This is a genomic window from Nocardia aurea (assembly GCF_003123685.1).
Taxonomy (GTDB): Bacteria; Actinomycetota; Actinomycetes; order Mycobacteriales; family Mycobacteriaceae; genus Nocardia; species Nocardia aurea.
Genome location: NZ_QCYJ01000103.1, coordinates 586,275 through 604,023, shown reverse-complemented (window position 1 = coordinate 604,023; position 17,749 = coordinate 586,275). Strand labels below are relative to the sequence as shown.

At 66.4% G+C, this 17,749-nt stretch carries 15 protein-coding genes and 1 pseudogene; 5 read left to right on the top strand and 11 right to left on the bottom strand.

The window, feature by feature from the left end:
- Positions 1–138 precede the first annotated feature (138 nt).
- From DAT37_RS23965 to DAT37_RS23955, 3 genes are all read left to right on the top strand, one after another.
- Entirely contained in the window at positions 139–726 is a 588-nt protein-coding gene (locus tag DAT37_RS23965) for a TetR/AcrR family transcriptional regulator (protein ID WP_109527047.1), read from the top strand.
- 446 nt (positions 727–1,172) lie between these two features.
- Complete coding sequence (locus DAT37_RS23960; protein WP_109527046.1) at positions 1,173–1,622, top strand: group I truncated hemoglobin; 450 nt, start codon at positions 1,173–1,175, stop codon at positions 1,620–1,622.
- Between the two features lie 212 nt (positions 1,623–1,834).
- On the top strand, positions 1,835–2,470 hold the full coding sequence (locus DAT37_RS23955; protein ID WP_109527378.1) for a TetR/AcrR family transcriptional regulator: 636 nt from the start codon (positions 1,835–1,837) through the stop codon (positions 2,468–2,470).
- A 3-nt stretch (positions 2,471–2,473) separates the two neighbouring features.
- On the opposite strand, the pseudogene DAT37_RS23950 reads toward DAT37_RS23955, so the two are convergent.
- From DAT37_RS23950 to DAT37_RS23920, 7 genes and pseudogenes are all read right to left on the bottom strand, one after another.
- A pseudogene (locus DAT37_RS23950) lies at positions 2,474–3,329 on the bottom strand (oxygenase MpaB family protein).
- A gap of 536 nt (positions 3,330–3,865) precedes the next feature.
- Positions 3,866–4,531, bottom strand: a complete 666-nt coding sequence (locus DAT37_RS23945; RefSeq protein WP_109527045.1) for a TetR/AcrR family transcriptional regulator — start codon at positions 4,529–4,531, stop codon at positions 3,866–3,868.
- Positions 4,532–4,605: 74 nt separating this feature from the next.
- Positions 4,606–5,376: an ABC transporter ATP-binding protein gene (locus tag DAT37_RS23940; RefSeq protein WP_198654399.1), complete on the bottom strand. Its 771-nt coding sequence runs from the start codon at positions 5,374–5,376 to the stop codon at positions 4,606–4,608.
- Positions 5,373–6,188 carry an ABC transporter ATP-binding protein gene (locus DAT37_RS23935; protein ID WP_109527044.1) on the bottom strand — a complete coding sequence of 272 codons (816 nt, stop codon included), beginning with the start codon at positions 6,186–6,188 and terminating at the stop codon, positions 5,373–5,375. The genes DAT37_RS23940 and DAT37_RS23935 overlap by 4 nt, the downstream gene beginning before the upstream one ends.
- Entirely contained in the window at positions 6,178–8,184 is a 2,007-nt protein-coding gene (locus DAT37_RS23930; RefSeq protein ID WP_109527043.1) for an ABC transporter permease, read from the bottom strand. The genes DAT37_RS23935 and DAT37_RS23930 overlap by 11 nt, the downstream gene beginning before the upstream one ends.
- Before the next feature lie 88 nt (positions 8,185–8,272).
- Positions 8,273–9,535, bottom strand: a complete 1,263-nt coding sequence (locus DAT37_RS23925; protein WP_198654398.1) for an ABC transporter substrate-binding protein — start codon at positions 9,533–9,535, stop codon at positions 8,273–8,275.
- Positions 9,536–9,796: 261 nt separating this feature from the next.
- On the bottom strand, positions 9,797–11,239 hold the full coding sequence (locus DAT37_RS23920) for an MFS transporter (RefSeq protein WP_232839950.1): 1,443 nt from the start codon (positions 11,237–11,239) through the stop codon (positions 9,797–9,799).
- Positions 11,240–11,405: 166 nt separating this feature from the next.
- On the opposite strand from DAT37_RS23920, the gene DAT37_RS23915 reads away from it, so the two are divergent.
- Complete coding sequence (locus DAT37_RS23915) at positions 11,406–12,311, top strand: helix-turn-helix transcriptional regulator (RefSeq protein WP_109527042.1); 906 nt, start codon at positions 11,406–11,408, stop codon at positions 12,309–12,311.
- A 100-nt stretch (positions 12,312–12,411) separates the two neighbouring features.
- Here the strand turns inward: DAT37_RS23915 and DAT37_RS23910 are convergent, their stop codons facing one another.
- Positions 12,412–13,866, bottom strand: coding sequence for a glyceraldehyde-3-phosphate dehydrogenase (locus DAT37_RS23910; protein ID WP_109527041.1), 1,455 nt, complete (start codon positions 13,864–13,866; stop codon positions 12,412–12,414).
- Positions 13,867–14,008: 142 nt separating this feature from the next.
- Here DAT37_RS23910 and DAT37_RS44965 point away from each other — a divergent pair, with 142 nt between their 5' ends.
- Positions 14,009–14,293 carry a hypothetical protein gene (locus tag DAT37_RS44965; protein ID WP_198654423.1) on the top strand — a complete coding sequence of 95 codons (285 nt, stop codon included), beginning with the start codon at positions 14,009–14,011 and terminating at the stop codon, positions 14,291–14,293.
- Here the strand turns inward: DAT37_RS44965 and efeB are convergent.
- The 3 genes from efeB to efeU are packed head-to-tail and all read right to left on the bottom strand — an operon-like array spanning position 14,279 to position 17,597.
- Positions 14,279–15,562 carry an iron uptake transporter deferrochelatase/peroxidase subunit gene (gene efeB / locus DAT37_RS23900; protein ID WP_109527040.1) on the bottom strand — a complete coding sequence of 428 codons (1,284 nt, stop codon included), beginning with the start codon at positions 15,560–15,562 and terminating at the stop codon, positions 14,279–14,281. The genes DAT37_RS44965 and efeB overlap by 15 nt on opposite strands.
- On the bottom strand, positions 15,546–16,676 hold the full coding sequence (gene efeO / locus DAT37_RS23895; protein ID WP_109527039.1) for an iron uptake system protein EfeO: 1,131 nt from the start codon (positions 16,674–16,676) through the stop codon (positions 15,546–15,548). The genes efeB and efeO overlap by 17 nt, the downstream gene beginning before the upstream one ends.
- A 12-nt stretch (positions 16,677–16,688) precedes the next feature.
- Positions 16,689–17,597, bottom strand: coding sequence for an iron uptake transporter permease EfeU (gene efeU, locus DAT37_RS23890; protein WP_109527038.1), 909 nt, complete (start codon positions 17,595–17,597; stop codon positions 16,689–16,691).
- Positions 17,598–17,749: the final 152 nt, after the last annotated feature.

Here is a 17,749-nt window from a genome sequence, read left to right as displayed (position 1 = left end):
GAGATCCGTCCCGCTCGACGGGCACACAACGGCAGGGCCGTCGGCGCGATCTGACAGAATGGGAAACGGGACGCTGTCACGTTTGACTATACGGGACGCTGTCCCGTTTATCGACCGCGCCGCGAAAGAGAGGACCAGGTGAACGACGAACGCTCCACCGACGGCGCGCCCCGCCCCAGAAGGGCCGATGCCCGGCGCAACGAGAAAGCCCTGCTCGATGCGGCAGCGGCGGTATTCGTCACCTCGGGCGTCGAGGCGCCGATTCGGGATATCGCTGCCGGGGCGGGCGTCGGCACGGCCACGATCTACCGCCACTTCCCCACGCGCGCGGATCTCATCATCGCCGTCTACCGACACCAGGTGGACGCCCTCGCCGTGGACGGCCCCGAACTCCTGACGACCAGCGCGACACCGTACGCCGCCCTGCGATCCTGGATCGACCGCTTCGTCGATTTCGTCATCACCAAGCAGGGCCTCGCCGCCGTCCTCCAATCCGATGACCCCTGTTTCGACCCGCTGCACGCGTACTTCCTCGATCGACTGGTCCCCGTCTGCACCGAAATACTCGACGCCGCAGCCGCTTCCGGTGAGATCCGCCCCGATCTCGACGCCTACGAACTCATGCGCGGAGTCGGGAGCCTGTGCGCGGGCGCGAGTGCGAATCTGCGCTACGACGCACGGCGGCTGATCGGATTCCTGATCACGGGACTTCGCCGGACCGAATGAGCCGCGGGGCGCTCCACAGGCGCAAGTCGCATTCGCCACTCAGCCGCGATCCGCCAGCAATTGCCAGGCCACTATGTAACTAGCAGTTCTCTATGAATCTGCACCAAAGATCAACACCGACCCCGACTCTCGACCGACCATGCCTCACCTGTCTACGACAACCGAATAGGCCGATGAACGCGCAATACCACCTGTCGCATGTAGCTGCGCGACCGCCCGAAGTCCCATCCTCCATGGTTATGAAAATTCGTCAGAACACTTCTAAGTTAGTGTATATTCTCGATTACCTACCAGCGTGAGCACTTCTCGCTCCCGCATCGGGTGATGCTCGACTCAATGAGGAGTGGCGACGATGCACGGACTCACCGAACGTCTCGAATCGAGACTCGACTACGAACCGAAACAAGACCGGTCCCCGTCGACCACCCGAATCGGGCGCTGAGATCATGTCTTCCGCAGCGTCTTTCGCATCCGAGCCGCCCACACCGGAGGACACGCCGATCTACGAACTGATCGGCGGTCGACGAGCCATCGAAGTCGTCGTCGAGGACTTCTACGCGCGCGTCCTCGACGACGCCGCGCTGTCGGAGTTCTTCGCGGGCGTGAACATGTCACGCATGCGGGGACGTCAGGTCGAATTCTTCGCCGCCGCCCTCGGCGGTCCCGACCCGTACATCGGCCCCTCGATGAAACAGGTGCACCGAGGCCGCGGCATCACCCGACACCATTTCGACCTGGTGGCCCACCACCTGGCCGCCGCACTGTCGGCGGCGGGAGTACCCGCCGAGACGACCGGCCTGATCATCGCCGCCATCACACCGCTGGCCGACGACATCGCCACCGGCCCCGCACCGGATGATCCCGGCGACACCACGGGCATTCGACAGCTCCGGTAGCGGCGCGGATCTCACCTTCTCGGCCGCAACGCACGGGCGGCCGATCACCACGTCGCAGCGGTGCAGAACATCGTCCGCGCCGAGGGCCCGCCGGTAGGCTCGGGTCGGTGACGGCACAGCGGGATCGGACCATCGGCGAGAAGACTGCCGCGGACGACAGCATCCGGTCCGCGACGGTCGCCGCCGGTCCGGACGGTGACACCGAGGACACCGTGACGGAATTCCTCACCGCCGCGGGACAGGCCTGGGCCGACCTCGTCACCCTCGACCCGAGATCGCGCCGCATCGTCGACGCCGCGAGGGACTGTTTCGCCCAGGTCGGTTTCGAGGAGACCACCATGGTGGGCATCGCCGAACTCGCCGGCGTCGGCGTGGCCACGGTGTATCGCCGATTCGGGACCAAGTCGGCACTCGTGCGCTACGCGCTGATGGCCGAATCGCAGCGGGTCGGGCTGATCATGGCGGAGGCGGTGCGTCGGTCGGCGGGACCGGTGAGCGCGCTGGCGGAGATGTTCGCCGCGTTCGTCAGCGAGGCGAACGCACCCCGGCTGCTCACCCGCAGCCTCCGGGTGAGCTCGGCGGCCGGTGAGCTCGCCGACTTCCTGACCGGCGACGACTTCATCGAGCAGGGCCGCACTCTGGTGGCCCGATACCTGTTGCACTGGCAACGTCGCGGCGAACTCGGCGATTTCGACAACGAGGTGGTCGCCGAACTCTTCGTACGGCTGACCATGACCTTCATCTCCAACCCGCGCGGCGTGCTGCCGCTCGGCGACTCCGCGGCAGCCAAACAGTTCGCCCGCCGCTATCTGGCCCCGCTGCTGTTCCCGCATCCGGGCGGGCGCTGAGCCCTACACCTGTTTGGGCCGTACCTTGTACGCGGCCGATTTCAGTTCCCGCTTCTTCATACGCTGGATACTGCGGTGATGTCCGCGCGCGTGGTAGGCGATGGGGAAATACGTGAGGCGCTCGGGTAGCACCCGATAGGCGAAAACGAATTCCGGCGTATATCTTTTCGAGTGTCCGCTGTTCCCCCGGGCTCCAGTCGACGCCGATCATGGCGCGCAGGCGCGGATCGAGCAGGCCGACGACGGACAGATAGTTGAACCGCAGCAGCGGTCGAGCCAGCGCGCGGGCGATCGCCCCGGCGGGCGCAGGCAGCGCGCGCAGTTGTTCGGTATCGCCACGACGCAGCATCGCGAAATCGGCCCGCACCCGGTCGTCGGCACCCAAGACCTCGGTGACGATGCGCTCGTAGTAGATGTCGAATTCCGCCCGTGTGCGCGGATAGCCCTTCATCGGCACCCGCAGGATCTTGGCGATGCGAATGTTGTCGGCCAGCAAATCGTCCAGTTCCGCCTCGGTGAACTCACGCCCGATCAGCAGCGGACCCGCCTTCGCGGTGGTGACGTAGGCGGTGGCGATCACCCACTGGTAGGCACCGGGATCGAGGGCGCTGATGTGTTTGCCCGCACCGTCGCGCATGGTCAGCGGTTCGTGCAGGGACCGGAGCCTGGTGCCCTCCTGTACCGCCTCGACCCCGCCGTAGGTCCAGCGCAGCACGGAGTCGACGGACCGGATGGCACGCCCGCCGGGATCGGTGCGCGCTACCGAATACCGGTCGGTGACCTCGCGGATGACCGGGTGCAGGCCCTGCATCGCGAACGCCGCGCCCTCCAGCACGAGATAGGTCCAGTGTCCGACCATCTCCGCGGTCAGCGAGTCCGGCGATACCAGTTCGATCGGCTCCTGGTCATCGGACACCCAGACACGCGGAGCGGGCGGGCGGGCACGGCCGCCGTCGCGCGGGACGGCGCGGGGGCCGCGCGGTAGGGATTCGTCGGTGGCGCTGGTCATCTCGGCTTCTCCTGGGTATCGGCGTCAGTGGTATCTCGGACATGGGACCGGTCGACACCACCGACGCGGCCGACCGCGCTCCGAGCGCGCTCGTCGAACCGAACGTCCTTGCGCCGGAGGGAATATGCTTCTCGGCGCGACCACGGCGACCAGGGCCTGCGACCCGCGCGCACCGGACACGTCCACTCCTCGAACGAGATCCGCATTCGGTTCCGTGCCGTGTTCGGGCACGGTTCGCACACGGACTGATAGTCAACTAGCCTCAAGACTATCAATCAGGGCGTAGTACAGCGATGAAATCGGCGAGAATGATCGACCGTATCCATACAAGATCTCATGACCGAAGCTCGGCCTCATCGATGCGGCAGTGCATCGGCCCATGCTTGTTACGAGGTGTGCGGCACCGGCGAGGTATCGATCGCGCGCAGCTGTTCGGGTTCGACGGCGCGCAGCACCGCGAGCGACGCCGTCACGGCGAGGTCGCACGCAGCGTCGATATCGGCGCCCGCGACGATGACGGCGCGGTAGGCGATATCGAGGCTGATCCCGAGGAGCATGGTGGCCAGGGTGTCGGCGCCGCCGTGGATGGGGGTCCCGCGTTCGGCGTAGTTCGCTCGCAACCGCTCGGCGATACGCGGTTCCAGGGCGGCCGAGAGCCGCCGCCCCGGATGACTGTCGTCGTATCGGTTGTCGAGCAGCACCCGGAAACCCTCGGGGTGTCGGCGGGCGTAGTCGAAGAGCGATTCGACCGAGTACCTGGCGCGCTGCCCGTACTGCATCGTCTCGCCGTTGTCGTAGATCTCGAACATCCAGGCGGTCAACGCCTCCAGCTCGCGTTCGATCACCGCGTCGACGAGTGCGTCGCGAGAACCGAAATGGGCGTAGAGGGTCACCCGGGAGGTGTCGGCGCGCTGCGCGATGGTGTCCATGGTGGTCCGGTCGACGCCGACTTCGGCGATCACCGCGCAGGCCGCGTCGAGCAGTTCGTTGTCGGTGGGGCGATTGCGGGTACTGCGACGCGCTGTCTTCCCGCGGTCCGGCTTTCCGGTCACGCTCCCCCTCCCTCGTGTCCGCACGCCCTCGCCTGCGGTCTTCCGATCGAACGCGGCCACCGTGGTGGCCCGCGTCAGGTCATGGCGGGACCACCCGCGGATTCTCCGACATTACCGAAGTACGCCGCCTCGACCATATCCCGGCGATCGCGCAGCTCGGTCGCCGCGCCCGACAGCGCGGCTCTGCCGTGGTGGAGCACCACGGCAGAGTCCGCGATCGACAACGCCAGCTCGATATGTTGTTCGACCAGAACCACGGCCATGTGCTGGTCGTCGGCGATCACCCGCAGTCGCGGCAGCAGATCCTCGACCGCGATCGGTGACAGCCCGAGGCTGAGTTCGTCGATGAGCAGGATTTTCGGCGCGCACAACAGCGCTTTGGCCAGCGCGAGCATCTGTTGTTCGCCACCGGACAGGGTGCCGCACCGCCGCGAGCGCATGGACCCGAGTTTGGGGAAATAGTCCAGGACGTCGGCGATCGACGGACCGTGTTTGCGTCGGGCCAGGCGCAGATTGTCGTCGACCGAAAGCCGGTGGAACACCCCGCGGCTGTCGGGTACCAGGACGACGCCGCGGCGCGCGTTTCGCTCGACCCGTCGATCCAGCGGTTCGCCGAGCGCGGTGATCGTGCCCGAGAGCACCGGCAGCGCCCCGACCGAGGCGAGCAGGGTCGTGGTCTTACCCGCGCCGTTCGGCCCCAACAGCGCGAGAATCTCACCCGGTCGCACCTGGGCGTCCAGTTCGCGCACGGCGGGCACACCGCCGTACCCGACGGTGAGCCCGTCGATGCGCAGCGCCGGATTCGTCTCGGCCACGGGCACTTCGGCGATCGCCGAGCCGGTCATTCGGTGTCTCCTACCGGTCGGGCGGCACTCGCGGGCGCCGCCGTTTCGCTCTCGCCCGGCCGTGCGGTGCCCAGATAGGCCGCGATCACACGGGGGTCTTCTCGGATCAGGGCGGGCGCTCCGGCGGCGATGACCACGCCGAAGTCCAGCACATACAGTCGTGTACAGATGTCGAGGACCAGCGACATGTCGTGGTCGATGAGCAGCACACCGACGCCCGCCTCCGCGACCCGGCGCAAATGCCGTCCGAACTCCAGACTTTCGTGCGTGTCCAACCCGGCGGCCGGTTCGTCGAGCAGCACCACCCTGGTGCCGCCGACCAGAGCGCGCGCCACGCCGACCAGTTTCTGCTGGCCGAGCGTCAACTCACCGGGACGCCGGGCGGCCACGCCGGGCACGCCCACCAATTCCAGTGCCGCGTCGACGGTTTCACCCGGCAGCGCCGAACTTCCGAAGATATCGGAGAACAGCGTGCGCAGACCGGTCGGCGCGACGGCGACGGCGAGGTTCTGCGCGACCGTCAGATCCCCGAACAACTCCCCCGCCTGCCACGTCCTGGCCAGTCCGGCGCGACGTCGGCGGTGCGGTCCGAGTTTGTCGAGCGCTGCGCCTTCGAGGCTGACATGTCCGGTGTACTCGGTGAATCCGGTGACGGCGTCGACGAATGTCGTCTTGCCTGCACCGTTGGGTCCGATCAAGCCGACGATCTCACCGGGGTCGACGGCGATGTCGATATCGGTGTTCGCCACGACGCCGCCGTAGCGCACCGACAACCCGGACGTACGCAGCAGGGGTGTCACGTCATCCGACATGGGCCACTGCCTCCTTTCCTACGACGGGTTCGGTGACCGGTTCGCGGGTTCGTCGACGTGAAAGAGTCTCCGTGAGCGACTCTTTGGCCGCGGCGAGCGCGCCCGCGATGCCGACGGGATTGAGCACCGCCATCAGCAGCAGCACCCCCGCGGCGATGAGGTCGTAGTACTCGCCGAGTTCGAGAGTCTGATTGAGGAATACGTAGCCGACGCCGAGCGGGCCGACCGTTCCCGCGAGGAACGCGCCCGAGACCGAGGTGATGCCGCCGACGTAGGTCATCGCCAGTACGGTCAATCCGATCATCACGGTGAACGATCCCGCCGAGAGCTGTCCTCGGCTGTAGCCGATCAGGCAGCCGCCGATACCGGCGAGGAAGGCCGAGACCGCGAAGCCGAGCAATTTCGTCGCCGCGACGTCGATGCCGACCGAGGCGGCGGCGCGCTCGTTGGACCGCACGGCCAGCAGCGCACGGCCCGTCGCGCCGCCCATGATCCGCATCACCGCCAGGGTGCAGATCGCGACGACCACCAGCACCATCAGCGCGAAACGCAGGGTGACCAGATCGGTGCCCTCGCGGACGCCCAGGTCGAGGCCGAACAGGGTCGGATCGGCGATGAGATTGCCCTGCGAGGGGGTCAGCGACGGATTGTTGAACACGAAACTCTGGATCGCCAGCGCGGCGGCCAGGGTCACCACCGCCAGTTGCGCGCCGCGAATGCGCAGCGCGGGCACCCCGACCAGGACACCGAGCGCGGTGGCGGTCGCGGCCGCGGCGATCATGCCGAGCGGAAACGGCACGTGCCAGCCGTCGGACAACTTCGACAACGCGAATCCCGCGGTGCCCGCGAAAGCCATACTGGCCAAGGAGATCTGACCGAGATACCCGGTCAGCAGCACCAGCGACAGCGCGATCAGCGACAGGATGATCGAGGTGACGACGCCGTAGCGCCACGTGCCCGTCGTCGAAACGATCGCGAGGACGGCGACCGTCAGGACCCCGGCCGTCGGCACGATCCTGATCCGCGGGATCCGCACCGCGGGCATCTTCACCGCCCCGAGCGAGCCGCGCGCGGGTATCCGGCCACCGAGCAGGAACAGCGCGATCACGACGATCACGAAGGGCACCGCGTCACCGAACCCGGCCTGCGCCCAGTTCGGCAACCAGTCCTTGGTATCTATCCACAGCACGACCGCCTGGAAGGACCCCAGTCCCAACCCGGCCGCGCACGCGACCGCGAACGACGACAGCCGTCCGACCAGCGCCGCCGCCAATGCCGGGATCACGTAGAAGGTGTAGCTCGTCTCGTTCAAGCCGATGGTGTACGCGGCGAGCACTCCGATGAGCCCGCAGGCGGCGCCGGTCAGCGTCCACACGATCGCGGCGAGCCGGTCGGGTGAGTATCCGGTCAGCCGGGCCGCGAGTTCGTCCTCCGAGCCCGCCCGGGTCGCGATACCGGCGGTGGTCAGCGTGAAATACGCGCGCAGGCCGACCGCGACGGCGATCGCGATCGCGGCGAGGACGAGATCGGACACATTGATCAGCGCACCGGCCACCGTGACGGTGTTCTCCGGCAGAATCGGTGACGCGAAGAGGTTTTCGGTGTCGAACCGCAACCCGACCAGCGCCTGGATGAACAGCATCAACCCGACCGAGGCGACCACCTGCGCCAATACCGGCGCGTGACGCAGCGGGCGGAACACCACCAGGTGCGCCAGCAGCGCCCAGACCGCCGCCGAGGCGATTCCCAACGCGACGGCCGCCGCCATCGGCGTCGGATGCTCCTCGCTACCGAGTTCGAGACTGCCGATCGGCAGGACGAAGGTCCCGTCGGTCCGCAGTGCCGCGACGACATACACCGCCCACAGCGCGAACGCGCCCTGCGCGAAATTGATTATTCCCGTCGCGGCGTGCACTCCTACCAGCGACGAGGCCAGGACGGCGTATACCGCGCCGACCGAGAGGCCGAGGAAGACGAACTGCAAGAACTGGCCCATGTGCCCTTATTTCTGTCAATGGCCGAGGCCGTGAGGGGTGGGCCGCCGACCTGTCGACGGCCCACCCCTCACGGTCATCCCCTGTCGGTTACGCCGCGCCCGGAATCAATTTCAGGACTTCGGGACTCGGGGTGATGTACCCGCCGGAAACCGGTGCCTGCTTCTTGTCCCCGGTGACCTCGAACAGCAGCATGTCCGTGGTGCAGTTCGGCGTGGTCGCCTTGCCGCAGGTCAGTTTCGGGCCGAGGAAACTCTGGTAGTCGGTCAGGCCCTTGAGCGCGGTCAGGATCGACGGCCCGGTGAACTCCGCGGGCGCCGCCGAGGCCAGCCCCTGGGCGAAGTCGACCAGCAGGGAGAAGGTCCCGTAGGCGTAGAAACCGGCTGTGCCACCGGCGTTCTCGATGAATTTCTCGGCGATCTTCAGATTGGATTTCGCGGGCTCGGGAGCCGCGTCGACGGCGGGCGGCAGCCATACCGGTGAATACGCCTGCGCGCCGACCGCCTGCGCGCCCAGGATGTCGACGAATTCCGTGCAGGCCGCCAGGAATACGGTGCCCGTGTACTTCACGGACTTCAGCGCCTGTGCCAGCTTGTTACAGGTGTTGTCGTTGGGTGCGGTCATCAGACCACCCGCGGCGGGTGACCCGTCCGCGATCGTCGACGCGAGCGCGGTGAAGTTCGGACCGGTCGGCGGGTAGTAGGCGCTCTTGACCTCGATGCCCAACTGCTTGCCCAGCGGCGTGAGCAGGTTGTCGAAGACCTGATGCGCCTGGGGCAGATCGGAATTGACCAGGGTCAAGGAGTTCTTCCCGGCCTGTTTGAGCGATTGCAGGAATCCGACCAGGAAGGCGGCGGGCGGCGGGCCGAAGAACACCCGGTTCTCCGGCACCGCGCCGGTCGCGGTATTGAACGGAATCTGGCCGACCAGCGGGATTCCCGCCGAGGTCAGAATCGGCATGGCCGCCGACGATTCAGCGTTGTAGCCGTCGAGCGCGGCCACCACACCGGCCTGCACGAACTGGTTGGCGCACGAGATCGTCGACTCCGGGGAGGTGTTGTCGATACCGCAGTCGACCACCTCGATCGGATGGCCGCCGATGCCGCCGATCTGCTTGTTGATGTATTCGATCGCCGCGTTCTTGCCCGTCGTGACACCCGCCTGGGTCGCCGGGCCTTTCGACGGATTGAACAGGCCGACCTTGATCGGCGTGCCCGTGGCCTCGACGCCCGGGGCGATAGCGGTGCCACCGCCGCCCGAGTCGGAACTGCTGTCGTCGCCGCACGAAACGACGGAGAACACGCACGCGGCGGCCAACGCCGCCGCCGCGATTCGACCGGATCTACTACCCATGCTGAATGCCCTTCCAGGCCGGGTCGTGCCGGGCGTTCCGCGCCGGGCACCCCGTCGAGCTACATGTTTCGACGCCGGATCGCACATTCGGCGATATCCGGCGACCCGATCCTGATTGTGATCTGGGCCACTAGAAGCTAACTCAGCCTTACACGAGTGTCAAGCTGAATCCCGACAGCAATTTCCCGGAGAAATACGAGGTGAGATGCCTTGTATCCCAGGCGATGAGTCGCGCCCGCGCGCTTCCAGCCGGGCCCGGGTCTAGCGCGCGGCCCTGGCCGCGAGCACAGCCGCCACCAACACCGTGACACCTTCCGCGATCGCGGTACCGCCGAGTGCGTGCGCGGCCGAGACCGTCGTCGCTCCGGCCGGACCGAGGAATACCGTCCCGAAACAGGCGATGCCGACGACGATGCCCAACTGCACATTCGTGACCAGGATGCCGCTGGCGTCGGCGGCCAGATCCCTCGGAATCCGGGCGAGCGTGCGCGTCATCAACGGGCTGAAGGCGAGGCCGTTGCCCAGCCCCATGAAACCGGACAGGATCAGCGCCGCGACCCCGAACTCCGCGCCCTCACGCAACAGCATCCCCATCGCGACCATCGACACGGCGGCCACGACCAATCCGGCGGGAATCATCCTCGCGTGCGACCGGGCCGGAAGGCGCTCCCAATACAGGCTGCCCAGCGCGAAGGTCAGGCCCATCGGTATGAAGAGCAGGCCCGCGTGCATGGCGCTGTAGCCGAGCGTGCTCTGCAAGTGGATGGCGATCACGAACATCCAGCCGCCGAACGTCGCCATGACAACGAAAAGTGTTGCCGCCGTGAGCAACAGCCGAGGAGCCCGCAGTGCGCGGTGCGCGAAGAGCGGTTCCCCGCCACGCGCCGCGACCACCCGCTCGATCAGCAGGAACGCCCCGACCGCGATCACACTGGCCCCCAGACTTATCCAGGTCCACAGCGGCCAATCCTGTTCGTGTCCCAGCACCAGCGGCAATACCAACAGCAACACCGCGACCGTGAGCATTCCCAAGCCGGGAAGATCCACCGCGCGGTGGTACCGCGCGGAATCGGCGGGCAGCACCTTCGGCGCGGCGACGAGCAGCGCCAGGCCGATCGGCACATTCACCAGAAAGACACCGCGCCAACCAGTCTCGAACAGATCGGCGTACACGATCAGCCCGCCGAGTACCTGCCCGATCACCACACCGCCGGAAATGATCGCGGAGTACAGGCTCAGCGCCTTCGCACGGGCGTTACCGGTGAAATCGCGCTGGATGAGCGTCATCACCTGCGGCACCATGGCCGCGGCCCCGATCCCCTGCGCGAATCGGAACACGATCAACGCGGTCTCGTCCCACGCCAGCCCGCAGGCCAGCGATGCCGCCGTGAACACGGCGAGCCCGGCGATGAAGACGCGCCGCTGACTGAACCGATCCCCCAGCCGCGCACCCGTCACCAGCAGTACGGCATAGGCGATCACGTATCCGGCCACGATCAGCTGTAGTGACGATCCACTGGTGCGCAGATCGCCGCGAATCGAGGGAATGGCGACATTGACGATGGAGGAGTCGAGCACCGCCATGAACTGTCCGGTGAGTATCACCGCGAGCAGGGCGACGGTGCGGCGCGCGCCGTACCCGGTAGGCGTGGCGGCGGCATTCGACACGGCCGGAGCCGGTTCGGGCGGCAAGGTCTGAGTCATGACCACGAGCATGCGTCGTCACCGGCACCGGTAACAGGAGCCCGGTGACACCGGTACCACCGGCACCCGGATACGCGCGGCAGATCCCACACCGGTAGTACGAGCACCCGGAAACGGGTACCGGTGCCACCTGGATAACCCCCGGCGCTTCGGCGACGATCGAAGGATGACGGATACGGTGGACGCGGGCACCCTGCGTAAGGCCCGGCGTAGCGAACTCGGCGCATTTCTCAAGTCGCGCCGCGCGCGCATCACGCCCGGCGACGTGGGGCTCCCGCCCGGCCCACGCCGTCGCACCCCCGGCCTGCGGCGCGAGGAAGTCGCGCAATTGTCCGGAGTCGGCGTCACCTGGTACACCTGGCTCGAACAGGGCCGCAACATCAATGTCAGTGTGCAGGTGTTGAACGCGGTGGCGCGAACACTGTCGCTCGATCCCGCGGAGAAGGCGCACCTGTACCGCTTGGCGGATGTGCCGACGGTACCGACGGCGCACGCGGACGCGACATTGCCCGAGGAATTGCAGGTGATCCTGGACCATCTACAGCCGCTGCCCGCCGTCGTGTTGAGCACGCGCTACGACGTGCTCGCGCACAACATCTCCTACGAGGCGCTGTGCCCGGGATTTCTGCTCGGTGAGCGCAACGTCGCCCGGCGAATCTTCCTGACCCCCGAATGCTGCAACGCCCATCGCCACAATTGGGATGATCTGCGGCGCATGGTCGGATATCTGCGCGGCGCGTACGCGAAGAATCTCGGCGATCCCGACTGGGAGCGGTTCATCTCCGAGTTATGTTCGGAGAGTGAGAGTTTCGCGGCGATCTGGGCGCGCAACGATGTGGCGAGCCCGGCGAGCCGCACCAAACAGATCCGCAATCTCGCGGTCGGTGAGCTGGAGATGTTCCTGACCAGCATGTCGTTGCCGTCGGTTCCGCACGCGTGGATGCAGGTGTACACACCGACCGACGACGCGGCCTGGGGGAAGTTACGTGAACTGCTGGCGATGAGCGAACAGGAACGCCACCGGCCGTGGAACGAGCACCGGGAGCGGTTCCACGCGGCCGCGGCGGGATAGGTCGCGCGGGCGAGCGGTCGACGCCATTCGGCGGTCGCGGGGGCCGTACGCCGCCGCGACCGCCGGATTCACCCGGGATCCGACCGAAAGACGCGGGGCGTCAGACGCTTTCGCGGATCGCGTCGACCCGCGGGTAGGTCGGATACTCGATGCCCGAGATGTATTGCACCGTGCGCACCACCTGGCACGAGTAACCGAATTCGTTGTCGTACCAGACATACAGAATCGCGGTGTCGCCCTCGACGATCGCGGCGTTGGCGTCGATGATCGATGCCGCGCGCGACCCGATGAAATCGGAGGACACCGCGTCGGTGGCGGCGGTGTAGTCGAGGTTGCGGCTCAACGGTCCGGTGAGCGAGACCTGCCGCAGGTACTCGAGCACCTCGCTCTTGTTCGTCTCCCGCTCGAGTTGCAGGTTCAGGATCGCGACGGAGACGTCGGGGGTGGGAACCCGGATCGAGTTCCCGGTGATCTTGGCCTTGAAATCGGGCATCGCCTTCGCGACCGCGGACGCGGCGCCGGTTTCGGTGAGCACGAGATTGAACGGCGCGGAACGGCCGCGACGGTCCGCGCTGTGATAGTTGTCCAGCAGGTTCTGATCGTTGGTGAACGAGTGCACCGTCTCCACGTGGCCGCGGACGATGCCGTACTCGTCGTCCATGGCCTTGAGCGGCGGAACGATCGCGTTGGTCGTGCAGGACGCGCACGAGAAGATCCGCTGCGACAGGTCCAGGCTGCGGTGATTGACGCCGTGCACGATATTCGGGACGTCACCCTTGCCCGGGGCGGTGAGAACGACCTTCGCGATACCGGGGCGCAGATGCTGCGACAGTCCCTCCCGGTCGCGCCACTTGCCGGTGTTGTCGATCAGGATCGCGTCGTCGATCCCGTACTCGGTGTAGTCGATCGTCGTCGGATCGTCGCTGTAGATGAACTTGATCACGTTCCCGTTGGCGATGATCGTGTCGTTGTCGGTGTCGACCTTGATCGTGCCGTTGAACTGGCCGTGCACCGAATCCCGTCGCAGCAGCGACGCCCGCTTGGCCAGATCGCCGTCGCCGCCCCGGCGCACCACCACCGCGCGCACGTTCAACCCGTTGCCCGATCCGACCTTCTCGATCAGGAGGCGGGCGACCAGGCGGCCGATGCGGCCGAAGCCGTAGAGGACGACATCCTTCGGGCCGGGAGGCTGCGCCTTGTTGCCGTTGGTGACGTCGACGAGGACCGAGGCGGTGAAATCGCGGATCGACAGTCCGCGGTCGTCGGCACGGTAGGTCGTGACCAGGTGACCGAGGTCGATCTTGCACGGCCCGAGGTCCAATTCGGCGAGCACCCGCAGGAAGGGCAGGGTCTCGTCCACCGACAGTTCCTCGCCCTCGATCTGCCTGGCGAAGCGGTGCGTGCGCAGAATGCTGATCACCGACTTGTTCACCAGCGATCGGCTGTGCAGCAGGACCGTCACGCCCTTCTCTCGATACAACGTGCCGATGATCGGACTCATCGCCTCGGCAGCGGCTTCCTGTGCGTTCCAGCGGTCAAGTTGTTCGGTAGTCAACGCAAGTCCTCGGGTTCGCTCGATATGTTCGCCGACTCGACTCTAATCAGCGCCGCGATATCACCGAGGCCGGATACCCACCGGTGAGGAGCCGGTCGGCTCGAGGTCCCGACTCGACCCACCACGGTTTCTCGGTGTCGATGTGGACCGCTGGGCCGTCGCGCGTTACGTTCGCCACAGCCCCGCCCTCGGCGTCGAACCGGATGATCGCCACGCAACCGATGCCGGGAGCGTCGTGGACGACGGCTCCGACAACGTCGTCGAGGTCTACATGGGCTACCTCCGCCGCGAGATCGATGCCCCGTTCGGACTCACCAAAATCGAAAACCATTCGCGGTGTCGACTGTCGCATGCTCGACGAACTACTCCCAAACCCACTGCGACGGAGGAACATCCGTTCTCGGTGACTGCTCTACAGCGCGAATAGCCCTGAACCCCAATAGTCGTCGGGTCCGAGCCCGGGTGGTACCGCGAAGACGGCGGAACCGACGTGTTTGATGTATTCGTTGAGCGCGTCGTTGCGGGCCAGGTTCTCCTGCATCGGCACGAACTGGGCGAGTGGGTCACGGCAGTAGGCGATGAAGAACAGGCCCGCGTCCAGATGCCCGAAACCGTCGGACCCGTCGGTGAAATTGTAACCGCGGCGCAAGATCTGGATCCCGCCGAGTTCGTCACGGGACGCGAGGCGGACGTGAGCGTCGGTATCGATCAGCGGGCCGGACGGTCCCGCGGACTGGAGATCCAACTCCTCGAATTCGTCCCGGCCGCCCAATGGCGCGCCGGTACCCTTGGCGCGCCCGATGACCCGTTCCTGCTCGTGCAGACTGGTCCGATCCCACGGTTCGATCAGCATACGTATCCGGCGGGTGACCAGATATGAGCCGCCCGCCATCCACGCCTTGTCGTCACCGCCGTCGACCCAGACGAATCTCGAGACCGCGTCATTGTCCTCGGCCTTGATGTTGCGGGTTCCGTCCTTGAATCCCAACAGGTTTCGCGGGGTCACCTGACTGGTCGAGGTCGAGGAGGTACGACCGAAACCGAGTTGGGACCACCGCACCGACACCACACCGAATCCGGCGCGCGCCAGATTGCGAATCGCGTGCACCGCGACCTGCGGATCGTCGGCGCAGGCCTGGATGGCGATATCGCCGCCCGACCGCGCCGGATCCAATGCGTCCGCGGTGAATTTCGGCAGGTCGGCCAACACCGTCGGCTTGTGCTTCGACAGACCGAATCGATCGCCGCCGGATGCCGACGTGAACAGCGAAGGACCGAAACCGATGGTCAGCGTCAACCGCGCGGGTGCGAGGTCCAAGGCTTCACCGGTGTCGGTGGGCGGCATGTACTCCCCCGCACCGGTCGCCCCGTCGTGCACCGCCTCCCGACCCGATGTCATGCGTTCGGCCATCGCGGTCCAGGTCCGCAACAGAGCGAGAAGTTCCTCACGGGATTCGGTGTGCACGTCGAACGCGGCGAAATGCAGACGATCCTGAGCCGGGGTGACGATGCCCGCCTGATGGTCGGCGCGGAACGGCACGACCGTCGACACCGAGGAGTCCGAACTCGACGCCCGCCCCGCCAGCACTCCGGCCCCGGCGGCGAGGACACCGACACCGGCGGTGCCGAACAGGCTGCGGCGGGTTACCCCGCCGCGACCCGAGTCATCTTGCGCGCATTCAGGATCCCGCGACAACGCCTTGCACCTGACTGACGACCGCCGACAGTGCGTCGATACGCCGCGCCAGCTCGACTCGCTGCGGCTCGGTCACCTTGTCGTAGCTCATCTGCCCGTCACCGACGCGATACTTGGCCAGCTCACCGTCGAGTTCGGCGAAGCGGCGATCGATCTGGGTGCCGAGATCCTTGTTGCGTTCGTCGAGTATCGGGCGAACGCTGGCGATGGCGGCTTGCGAGCCGTCGACATTGGCCTGGAAATCCCACAGATCGGTATGGGAGAAGGTGTCCTCCTCACCGGTGATCTTGGTGCGCGCGATCTCGTCGAGCAGCGTCTGCGCGCCACCCGCGACCTGGATCGGGTCGACGGAGAAATTCGCCGCACCCACCCCCGTCGCGAGTTCGGCGATATCGGCGAGCAGTTGATCGGCGACCTTCGTGGTGTCGGGCTGCAAGCCTTGTGCCCACAGATCCTTTTCCAGCCGATGGAATCCGGTCCACGTGTCTCCCGGGGCCAGATCGGCCTCACGCAGGTCCAGGCGCGGATCCAGATCGTTCGGGAAACTCTCCGCCACCGGTTCGATGCGTTCGTAATAGGTACGCGTCAACGGGAACTGCTTCTTCGCCGACTCGATATCACCGGACTTGATCGCGTCGACGAACACCTTCGCCGTCTCCTGCAACGCCGTCACCTGCGAGACCAGGTAGCGCTTGTACCCGTCCGATGCCTCGGCGAGTTTTCCGGTGTCGTCGCGGGTCTGCGCCTGCCCGGTCACGACGAAGTCGGTACGGATACCGTCACCGACCATGCCCGGCTTGCACGCGGTCTGATAGGTACCCGGGTCGGGCACCGAGACGATCAGCTGACGGGTCAGTCCGGGGCCGATGTTCTCGACTTCACCGACGACCCGATCGCCCGCGCCGTAGACGTAGAACTCGGTGACTTTGGTGCCGTTGTTGGTGATCCGGAAGGTCGTGTTACCGGTCGTCGCCGATCTCGTCGACACCTCGCACGAACTGTCGTTCGTGGTGACGGTGATATCGCCGGCACTGCTCTCGGACTTGCTCGTACACGAGACAAGCACCATCGGCAGCGCGACGGCGGCGGTGACCCACTTCGTAGTAGATCGCATGGGTGGAACCTTTCACGAGTGCGGCACGGCCGCGGAGGGAGCGGGGGGTGGTCCATCGGAGCCTGGCGGGCCCGCGCCCGCGGTCGGGCGCAGGAACAACATCAGTACGACCACCACGTATCCCAGCCAGGCGAGCACCTGTAGCAGTGTCGGGTCGGCGCGGAAGTTGAAAATTCCCTGCGCGACCGTGCCGTACCAGCTCGACATGGTGAACCACGACGAAATGTCGAAGGCGTTGGCTGTCAACCCCGGCAACCAATCGGCCGTCTGCAACGCGCGGATCCCGTATGCCAGGATCCCCGCGGCGACAACGATCAGGAAGATCCCCGTGTACTTGAAGAACACCGCGAAATTGATGCGAATCGCACCGAAGTAAAGCAGCACCGTCAGCAGTGCCGCCACCACGATCCCCAGCAGCAGGCCGATCAGCGGCCACCTGCTTCCCTCGGCATTCTCCGCGTAGCCGACCATCAGCAACGCCGTCTCCACCCCCTCGCGCCCCACCGCGAGAAATGCCAACGCCGACACCGCGAGCGGGCCGCCCGCGACGGCCTTCGCCATCCCAGCCTTCAGATCCGTCGAGATCGAACGCGAGGCGGTACGCATCCACAGCACCATCCAGGTGACGATCACCACCGCGGCCAACGACGCGATCCCCGAGATCAGCTCGGCCGCGACCCCGGTGACCGTCGAGGTGCCGAACCGCACCCCGGCGAATATCGCCGCGACCATCGCGATCGCCGCTCCCACCCCGGCGGCGACCCACTTCAGCGCCCCGCGATCACCGGATTTGACCAGGAAGGCGACCAGGATCATGACAACGATCCCGGTTTCGAGGCCCTCACGCGCACCGATCAGCCCGCTGCCGAACAACTGCGCGGCAACCGATGGCGCATCGGAGGCGAGTGCCCGTACGACCACGTCGACTCCTCGTCACAAACTAAACCAAGCCTTACCTATTTCGGAAGGAAGTTCAGTGTCGCACACGGATGGCGCGGCGCGCTCCCTCGACCTGAGTAGACGCTGAGAGAGCTCCTTCCATCAGGCACGATATTGCCGATCTCCGGCCGGCC

Coding starts and splice junctions, on each gene's coding strand:
- DAT37_RS23960 (WP_109527046.1), top strand. CDS start 1,173: ATGTCTTCCGCAGCGTCTTTCGCATCCGAGCCGCCCACACCGGAGGAC.
- DAT37_RS23940 (WP_198654399.1), bottom strand. CDS start 5,376: ATGACCGGCTCGGCGATCGCCGAAGTGCCCGTGGCCGAGACGAATCCG.
- DAT37_RS23935 (WP_109527044.1), bottom strand. CDS start 6,188: ATGTCGGATGACGTGACACCCCTGCTGCGTACGTCCGGGTTGTCGGTG.
- DAT37_RS23930 (WP_109527043.1), bottom strand. CDS start 8,184: ATGGGCCAGTTCTTGCAGTTCGTCTTCCTCGGCCTCTCGGTCGGCGCG.
- DAT37_RS23925 (WP_198654398.1), bottom strand. CDS start 9,535: ATGGGTAGTAGATCCGGTCGAATCGCGGCGGCGGCGTTGGCCGCCGCG.
- DAT37_RS23920 (WP_232839950.1), bottom strand. CDS start 11,239: ATGACTCAGACCTTGCCGCCCGAACCGGCTCCGGCCGTGTCGAATGCC.
- DAT37_RS23915 (WP_109527042.1), top strand. CDS start 11,406: ATGACGGATACGGTGGACGCGGGCACCCTGCGTAAGGCCCGGCGTAGC.
- efeO (WP_109527039.1), bottom strand. CDS start 16,676: ATGCGATCTACTACGAAGTGGGTCACCGCCGCCGTCGCGCTGCCGATG.